The 8,090-nt window shown below is 70.2% G+C and carries 6 protein-coding genes and 1 pseudogene; 5 read left to right on the top strand and 2 right to left on the bottom strand.

From position 1 onward, the window contains the following. The coding region (locus tag Q4I23_RS28090; protein ID WP_498528387.1) for a PAS domain S-box protein at positions 1-526 on the top strand (526 nt) is incomplete at its 5' end. Positions 527-533: 7 nt separating this feature from the next. On the opposite strand, the gene Q4I23_RS28085 is transcribed toward Q4I23_RS28090, so the two are convergent. Beyond that, the gene (locus Q4I23_RS28085; protein ID WP_498528386.1) at positions 534-1,544 is read right to left on the bottom strand and encodes a chemotaxis protein CheB; all 1,011 of its coding nucleotides are present in this window, start codon (positions 1,542-1,544) and stop codon (positions 534-536) included. Positions 1,545-1,590: 46 nt separating this feature from the next. Then, complete coding sequence (locus Q4I23_RS28080; protein WP_498528385.1) at positions 1,591-2,610, bottom strand: chemotaxis protein CheB; 1,020 nt, start codon at positions 2,608-2,610, stop codon at positions 1,591-1,593. A gap of 197 nt (positions 2,611-2,807) precedes the next feature. Between Q4I23_RS28080 and Q4I23_RS28075 the strand changes: the two genes are divergently transcribed. The 4 genes and pseudogenes from Q4I23_RS28075 to Q4I23_RS28060 all read left to right on the top strand — a co-directional run. Further along, positions 2,808-4,685 (top strand): ATP-binding response regulator, encoded by a 1,878-nt coding sequence (locus Q4I23_RS28075; protein ID WP_498528384.1) that lies wholly within the window; start codon positions 2,808-2,810, stop codon positions 4,683-4,685. A 114-nt stretch (positions 4,686-4,799) separates the two neighbouring features. Then, entirely contained in the window at positions 4,800-5,213 is a 414-nt protein-coding gene (locus Q4I23_RS28070; protein ID WP_498528383.1) for a DUF2946 family protein, read from the top strand. A 213-nt stretch (positions 5,214-5,426) separates the two neighbouring features. Next, complete coding sequence (locus tag Q4I23_RS28065) at positions 5,427-7,676, top strand: TonB-dependent receptor (protein ID WP_498528382.1); 2,250 nt, start codon at positions 5,427-5,429, stop codon at positions 7,674-7,676. A gap of 27 nt (positions 7,677-7,703) precedes the next feature. Further along, a pseudogene (locus Q4I23_RS28060) lies at positions 7,704-8,090 on the top strand (hypothetical protein); the annotation flags it as partial.

The following is an 8,090-nucleotide window of genomic DNA, read 5'->3' as shown; positions in this document are numbered from 1 at the left end:
CGCCGTGGACCGGCGCGGCCGCGCGGTTGCCTGCCGGGTCCGGCTCTCCCCGCTGCTGTACGAGGCGCGGGAGGCCCGCGGCGTCGTCCTGATCATCGAGGACGTGACCGAACAGACCCGGACCGAAGCCTTTGCCGGCTATCTTGGGCGAATCATCGGCGAATCCCTGAACGAGGTCTATTTCCTGGACCCGTCCAGCTTCCATTTCCTGCTGGTGAACCGCGGCGCCGAGACCAAGCTGGGCTACAAGCTGGAGCATCTGAAGCAACTGGCCGTCCACGACCTGATGCCCGAGGTGCCGGCGGAGCGCTTCCGGGCGCTCGTGGCGCCCCTTCTCTCGGGCGACAAGCAGGAGGTGGTCTTCGAGACGGTGATGCAGGGCAGCCAGCGCGGCCCCCATCCGGTCGAGGTCTGCCTTCAGCATTTCGGCGGGGAACAGCCGCCGATCCTCGTCGCCATCGTGCACGACACCACCGAACGCCAGCGTCTCGGCGCTGACGGCAGCGAAAAGGCGATGGTGGAGTAGGAGACGGTCAGAACCGGTCGGGCGCGCCGCCGTTTCCGGGGGAAATGGATGGGCGAACCCACTCCTCACCCAGGAAGCGGATCAGCACCTCCGCACGCTCGCGCGCCTCGCGCCCGGCCTCGTCCCACCGCTTGGCGGACAGCGCCTGTCCCACGCCCTGCGCCGTCTCGGCCAAGCGTTGGCACAGGGCGGCGCGTTCGTTCAAGGCCCGCAACGCCACCTCGAACGCCTGCTCCACCATGTGGAGCTGCGCCTCCTCCATGCTGTCGGCGCCGTAGCGATGGCCGATGTGGCAGGTGAAATAGGGCAGCGTGTCCACCTTGGTTTCCCGGAGCGCCCCTCCGCAATCCGGGCAGGTCAGGGCGGACGGCGTTTCCAGTTTGTACATGCCTTCCATAGGCGCCTCCATGGATGCCACCTTGGATGCCACAGGCCGCGTTGCAGCCGGAACGCGTTCCGCGGCCAAGCGGGCGAGCAGCGCGCCCATGGCCGCCGCCGGCACGCAGTGGTCGACCGCGACGTGGTCGAGCGCGCTGCGCGGCATGCCGGGATGCCGCGCGTCCGCGGGGTCCTGCACCACGGCGATACCGCCCCGCCGCTTGATCTCGGCAAGGCCCGCGGTGCCGTCGTTCAACCCACCCGACAGCACCACCCCGATGACCTTGGGGCCATAGGCCCGCGCGGCGGACCGGAACAGCGGATCGGCGGCGGGCCGGGTGCTGTTCTCGCGCGGTCCGCGCAGCAGGCGAAGGCGCCCGGGCGGTTCCACCACCAGATGGCAACCCGGCGGCGCCACATAGATGCGGCCGGCGCGGAGCGGCTCCCGGTCGGTGGCGTGGCTGGCCGGAAGCGACCCGGCCCGGTCCAGGATCGAGGGCGCCGAGCTCGGCCGATCGCCGATGTGCAGGACGACGCACACCGCCGCCGGCAGATCGGTCGGCAACTCGCGAACCAGGGTTTCCAGCGCCTCCAACCCGCCCGCCGACGCGCCGACCACGATCAGGGCGCCGTCCGTCATGGGGGCCCAGCCTTTGCCCGTTCGGCACCGGCTGGAGGCGGTTCCATCAATCCTCTCCTTCGTCGGCCAGACTGCCCGCCAATTCCTGCCCCTGTCTCGACAACACCTCCTTCAGCATCGCCACGGTCCGCTCGGCCTCCTGCGCCGACCGGGTCCAGTTGGCCTCGACTGCGGCGTGACCATGCTCGCGGGCCCGCTCGGCCAAGCGCTGGAACATGATGGCGCGGTCCTGATGGGTGCGTAGGGCGACCCAGATGGCCTGCTCGATCGACTCCCGATGCGCCTCCGCCAGCGCCGCGGGGCCGTAGGCGTGGCCGACCTTGCAGCGGAAGCGCAGCAGCGACCCATCCTCGATCTCCACCAGATTGCCGCCGCAATCGGGGCAGCTCAGCGTGCTTGGCTTGCCGACGGCGGCGGTGAGTTCCGGCACCGCGTCGAACTCGTTCTCCGGGATGCGCGCCTCCCTCGCGATGTCGTCGGGAACCGGCACCGGGGGGCCGCACGGTTCGGCCAGCCGGCGGGCCAGCAGCCCCGGCAGGTCGGACAGCGGGGCGCAGGCGTCCACGGAGACATGCCGCATGGCGTTGCACGGCATGCCCGGCCATTCGGCGTCGTCCGGGTCCTGCACCATCGCCAGCCCGCCGCAACGCTTCACGGCGCGCAGCCCGGCGGTCCCGTCGTCCAGCGTGCCGGTCAGGATCAGCCCTACCGCCCGCACGCCATAGGCGACCGCCACCGACCGGAACAGCGGGTCGATGGCCGGGCGGCAACGGTTCTCCCGCGCGCCGCGGCGCACCAGCGCGCAGCCGTCCTTGACAAGCAGATGGTGATCGGGCGGGGCGACGTGGATCCAGCCCTCCCGCACCGGCTCCCCATCCTCGGGATGGAAGGCGGGAAGCCAGCCGGCGCGCGACAGCAGGACCGGCAGCACGCTGTGGGTGGCGCCGATGTGCTGAACGACGAAGACCGTGGCTGTCACATCGTGCGGCATCGCCGCGAACAGCCTCCGCAGGGCGGTGATCCCACCGGCGGAAGCTCCGATGGCCAGGATGTCCCTCTTATCCATGGATCGGAAACAACAGTTTATACATGCGTTGTGACAACAGCGCGTTGACCAGGAAATTCCGGCTTTTGTCCTATAACTTTTCCACGCGCGCAGTGTTGTGCGGTCTGTGCAATCATTCGTTCCCAGCGAGGGGGGAGGGCTTGGGAAGATCGGCATCCATCCGTGCGGGGAACGAGACTCGCGAGTCCGAGCACGAAGTGTTGCGCGAGCGCGTTGCGGAGCTGGACCGGAGCCTGGAACAGGCCCTGGTGACGGCGGAGGACGCGCAGGAGGAAGCCCGCCTTCTCGCGGCCGACCGGATTCAGCTCGAAGAGGAGATGACCGCGCAGCGGCATGAGATCGCCGCGTTGCGCGAACGCCTCACCGCGTCGGAAACGCGCCGGGCGGAACTGCTCGACGCCCTGGCGGATTCCGACCAGCGCTTGAACACGCTCCGCCGGGACGAAAACCATCTGTCGGAAGAACTCCAGACCTCCTACGAGGAGCTTCAGGTCCTCACCGAGGAGTTGGAGGAGGCCAACGCCGCTTTGGAACAGCGGGTCGAGGAGCGCACGGTCCAGCTCGCCGAGAGCGAGGGGCGGTTCCGCACCCTGTTCGAGGCGATGGACGAGGGGTTCCTCCTCGCCGACGTCCTGTTCGACGACGACCGGCCGGTGGATGTCCTCTATCTGGAGATGAACCCCGCGGCGCGGCGCATGGCCGGGGAGGATTACGTCGGGCGGCGGCTGCGCGAGATCAGCCCGGCCTTCGAGGATTACTGGTACGAGGTGTTCGGCCGCGCAGCGCGCGACGGAGAATCGACGCGGACGGAGCTTTACGCCGCGCCGCTGGAGAAATGGCTCAGCTTCTACGTCTTCAAGGTCGGCGCCCCCGAGCAGCGCCGCATCGCCGTGATCTTCCGCGACGTGACCGAGCGCAAGCGGACGCAGGAGCAGCTCAAGCAAGCGAAGGAGACGGCGGAGGCGGCGAACCGGGCCAAGACCAAGTTCCTCGCCGCGGCCAGCCACGACCTGCGCCAGCCGATCCAGGCGGCGGCCCTCTACGCCCATGTCCTGCTCGGGTCGGTCGGCTCTGACCCGATCGCCCAGGAATCGCTCAACCGGCTGAAGGCGTCCATCGACAGCCTGAACGGCATGCTGAGCGGCCTTCTCGACTTGTCCCGGCTGGAGGCCGGCGTCATCGAGGTATCGGTCAGCGACTTCTCGCCCACCGCCCTGATGACCCGTCTGGCCGAGGAGTTCCGCGGCGTGGCCGAGGCCTCGTCCATCGAGCTGCGCTGCCGGCCCAGCCGCCTTGCGGTGTCCACCGACCCGCATCTGCTGGAACGGCTGCTGCGCAACCTGCTGTCCAACGCCATCGCGCACGGCCATCCCAATGGTACGGACGCCAAGGGGCGCGTGCTGGTCGGCTGCCGCCGCCGGGCGGACGGGGTGGAGTTCCAGGTGTGGGACAACGGGCCGGGCATCCCTGAGGACGCTCGCGAGGCCATCTTCGAGGAATTCCGCCAGCTCAACAACCCGGAGCGCAACGCCACCCAGGGCTTCGGGCTGGGCCTGTCCATCGTGTCGCGCCTCGCCCGCCTGCTGGGGACGGAGGTGGCGCTGCGCTCGCGGGTCGGCTCGGGTTCGGTCTTTTCGGTGACGGTGCCCTACGCCCGCAAGCCGGAGGCCGGCGCCGCGGTGGTTCCGGTCGCCAACCGGGAGCCGCGGCTGAAAGGGCGCACGGTGCTGCTGGTGGAGGACGACGAGCAGGTCCGCCGCAGCATGACCATGATGCTGAAACGCTGGGGCTTGCGCGTGGTCGCCGTGTCCTCGGCGGGGGAGCTGGCCGCGGCGCTGCCCGGCCTGCGGCGCCCCCATGTGGTGCTGACCGACTACCGCCTGCCGGGCGGCGACTCCGGACGCTCGGTGGTCGAGCTGGTGCGCCAGCGCTGGCCGGTGCCGGGCATCATCATCACCGGCGACACCGCCCCGGAGCGGCTGCGCGAGGCCATGTCGCTCGGCTGCCGCCTGCTGCACAAGCCGGTGCTGCCTGCGGATCTGGCTGGGGCGCTGGGCGAGGTTCTGCCATCTTGATTTTGCCCTCCTGAGGTTGCGCGCCGACGCGGGGGTGCGACCAATAGTCCCTTGTTCCTTCGGCTTAGCCCGATTAGCCTATCCCCTTGCTCGGATAAGGGGTTCGCCCGGAATATGCCGGCTTTGTTTGGAAGCGTTGGACGCAGGCTGGGCCGCGCCGCCGTGATGGCGGGCGGGGTCGCTTTGCTTCTGCAGCTTCTCGGCTGGGCCTTCCTGATTCCGGTGGCCAACGCCGCGACCGGCGAAACGGTCATGATCTGCACCCCGCAGGGCATGGCCTCCATCGCCCTCCCCGACGGCCCTCCCCCAGAATCCCTGCTTCCGGACGGCAAGCCCACGCTGTCCATGGGCGAGGACTGCCCGGTCTGCGGGCTGGTCGCTGGCCTCACCGCGCCGCCGCCGCTTCTGACGGTGGTGCTGCCGGTCTCCGTCGTCGCCCACAGCTCCATCGGGCTGCCCGGCCAGCACATCGCCGCCGGCTGGTTCCTGTCGCGGCTGAAGGCCCGAGCACCCCCGGCCCTCGTCTGACCACCCTCGGCACGCGCCCTGTGATCGCCGCGCCCGGCTGCTGAGCCCGGCGGCGCGGCCCTTCCGGCCGCGCCACCCCATCCCTCACGCCAGCCGCCGCACCGCAACCCGCCGGTCCCGACCCCTTGCGCCGATTGTCGCGCGGATCGATGACCGGGCGGGACGGCAAGGCTGCGTCGATCTTTCCTCGTCCGATTCGAGAACGAGCACCCGATGATTCGCCTGTCCACCGCCGCGCCTGCGGCGAACGCCCCCCGCTTGTCCAACCGCCTTCTCGCCTCCACCGCCCTTCTGACGGCGGTCCTCGCCGCACTGAGCGCAGCGCCGGCCCGAGGCCAGACCCCGCAGGCCCTTCCCGCCGTCCCGGTCGAGACGGAGACGGCACCCGCCGCCACGGTGCCGGAGAAGGGCCTGTCCCGGCCGCTCGGCGCCGGCACGCTCGACGCCGCCGAGATCGCCAGCCGCAAGATCGCCAGCGCGGACGCCGCGGCGCTGCTGCGCAGCCTGCCGGGCATGTCGCTCTACAGCGCGGGCGGCTTCTCCAGCCTGCCGGCGCTGAACGGGCTGGCCGACGACCGCGTGCGCGTCCAGGTCGACGGCATGCCGATGACCGCCGCCTGCGCCAACCACATGAACGCGCCGCTGTCCTACGCCGACCCCGCCGTCATCGGCGCCATCGAGGCCATCGCCGGCGTCACCCCGGTCAGCAAGGGCGGCGACAGCATCGCCGGCACCGTCGCGGTGACCAGCAAGCCCCCCGTCTACGCCCAGCCCGGCGAGCCCATCCATGGCGAGGGCAGCCTGTCCACCGTCTACCGGTCGAACGGCAACGGCACCACCCTGTCCGGCACCACCACCGCGGCGACCGAGCGGTTCAGCCTGCGCTACACCGGCGCCTGGCGCCGTGCGGACGACCACGAGAACGGCAACGGGGACAAGGTCCGCTCCACCCTCTACAACGTGCAGAACCACGCGCTGTCGGCCAGCGCGCGCAAGGATGGGCACGAGATCACTCTGTCCGGCGGCTACCAGTATTCGCCCTACTCCGGTTTCGCGAACCAGCGGATGGACATGACGCTGAACCGCGGCACCACCCTGAACGGCCATTACAAAGGTGAATTCGACTGGGGCACGCTGGACGGCCGGGCCTTCTGGCAGCGCACCGTCCACGCCATGAACTTCCTGCACGACAAGGGCGGCGCCGACCGCGGCGGCATGCCGATGAACACGGACTCGCACGAGATGGGCTACGCCGTCTCGGCGGAGGTGCCGCTGTCGGTGCAGGACACGCTGCGCGTCGGCAACGAGCTGGTCCGCTACCGCATCGACGACTGGTGGCCGCCGGTGGCCGGGGCGGCGATGATGTCGCCGCTGACTTTCGTGAACCTGAACGACGCGCGGCGCGACCGTCTGGGCACCTTCGCGGAATGGGAGAAGCGCTGGACCCCGGCCTGGACCTCGCTGCTCGGCGTGCGCAACGATGTGCTGTGGATGGAGAACGGACCGGTCCAGGCCTACTCCTGGGCCAACCCGATCCGCACCGGCATGATGGGCATGGGTATGGGCATGGCGAACCCGGACGCCGCGGCGGCCACAGCCTTCAACCAAGGTGATCGCTCCAAGACGGACGTGAACGTCGACGCCACGGCGCTGCTCCGTTTCGCGCCGTCCGCGTCGGAACGCTACGAGCTGGGCTTCGCCCGCAAGACCCGCTCGCCCAACCTGTATGAGCGGTTCGCCTGGGGCACCGGGGGCATGTCCTCCACCATGATCGGCTGGTACGGCGACGCCAACGGCTATGTCGGCAACCCGGACCTGAAACCGGAAACCGCCTACACGGTCGGCGCCACCGCCGCCTGGCAGGACGCCGAGGCCAAGCGCTGGTCGGTCAAGGTCACGCCCTATTATTCGCACGTCGAGAACTTCATCGACGCCGACCGCATCGGCACCCTGTCGAACGGCTTCGTCCAGCTGCGCTTCGCCAACCACACCGCCGAGCTGTATGGCATCAACGCCGAAGGCCGCAGCATCGTCCATCAGGACGAGCGGCTGGGCGAGTTCACGGTGGGCACCGTGGTCAGCTACGTCCGCGGCCGCAACCTCGACACCGGGCGCGACCTCTACCACATCATGCCGCTGAACGGGACGATCGACCTGGGCCACCGGCTGGGCGACTGGAGCAGTGTCCTGGAGTTCCAGATGGTCGGGCGCAAGTTCCTGGTCGATCCCGGGCGGAACGAGCCGGAAACCCCCAACTACGCCCTGGTCAACCTGCGCACCAGCTATGTCTGGGGCAACCTGCGCGCCGACGTCGGGATCGAGAACCTGTTCGACGCCCACTATTACCTGCCGCTGGGCGGCGTCGATTACGGCGATTTCCGCGCCAGCGGCAACCGCCAGCCGGTCGGCGCGCTGGCCGGCATGGGCCGGTCCTTCAACCTCGGCCTGACCATGGCCTTCTGATGGAGGCCGGCTGACGAGGCCCCCGCCTTGCGCGCGATCCGCCTCCATGAGCGCCCCCAGCCGGCCCGCCGGCCGCTGGGGGCGCTCGCCCTGTCCGGGACGCTGCACGCCGGCGTCCTGGCCGTCCTCCTGTCCGCCGCCGGAGCGGCCCCCGGCACAGTTACGGAGGAGACCGGCGCCATCAGCCTCAACGAAGCCATCACCCCAGTGATCGAGGTGATGCTGGTGGCGTCCGAGGCGGACAGCGGCCCGCCGCCGGCAGCGGAGCCCGAACCCGAAAGCGAACCGGAGAGCGAACCGCGGCAGGACCCCGTGCCGGAACCGGCCACGGAACCCGAGCCGGAGGTGGCGCCGGAACCAGCGCCTCCGGAGGTGGAGCCGACCCCGGAACCCGCACCGGAACCACCCCCTCCC

Source organism: Azospirillum sp. UFLA03-27, assembly GCF_059803775.1.
Note: the sequence above shows the minus strand (reverse complement) of the source record. Positions and strands in the feature narration are given on the sequence as shown.